This is a genomic window from Amycolatopsis thailandensis (genome assembly GCF_002234405.1).
Lineage (GTDB): Bacteria > Actinomycetota > Actinomycetes > Mycobacteriales > Pseudonocardiaceae > Amycolatopsis > Amycolatopsis thailandensis.
On the sequence record NZ_NMQT01000282.1, the window covers coordinates 1 to 599 of the forward strand.

The 599-nt window shown below is 70.3% G+C and carries 1 protein-coding gene and 1 pseudogene; both read right to left on the reverse strand.

The annotated features are described in order from the left end of the window. A pseudogene (locus CFP71_RS42310) lies at nt 1-211 on the reverse strand (aminoglycoside phosphotransferase); the annotation flags it as partial. After that, nucleotides 196-599: SCO1664 family protein (locus CFP71_RS42315; RefSeq protein ID WP_143267301.1), on the reverse strand; the 404-nt coding region annotated here is incomplete at its 5' end. The gene CFP71_RS42315 and the pseudogene CFP71_RS42310, both read right to left, overlap by 16 nt.

Sequence of the window (599 nt, forward strand, 5' to 3'; positions counted from 1 at the left end):
TCAGAACTTTCATGGCGCCGTCGTCTCCCACGCAGATCAGCGTGCGCCCGGTGTTGCCGGGTTTCGCGTCGACGACGGTGAGACCCCAGCGCTCCGACAACCGCGCCACCAACGCGGGCAGATCGTCACACCACGTCGTGACGCCTTCGCCGAAGCGCCTGATCAGGCGTGCGCGGGCCTGATCGTCCAGCACGTTCAGAACAGGGGCCAAGGGATCGCGCGCCAGTCGTCGCCGGGCTCCGGGAAGACCCCCTCGGCCAGCAGCAGTTCGGTGCGCTCGGCCAGCGCACGGATCTCGAAGGCGGTGAGGTGCTCGCCCAGCGCGCCGCCGAGTTCGCCGTCCAGCTTCTCGCGCAGACCGCGCAGCTTGCCGACCTCGGCCTCGGTCAGCCGCTCACCGATCCAGCCCCAGAGCACCGTCCGCAGCTTCGGATCGGTGTGCAGGCAGATCCCGTGGTCCACGCCGTAGACGCGGCCGTCGGCACCGGCCAGCACGTGGCCGCCCTTGCGGTCGGTGTTGTTGACCACGATGTCGAGCACGGCCAGTTCCCGCATGTCCTGCCGGTTCGCGTGCGCGAGCACCGCGGGCTCGCCGTCGC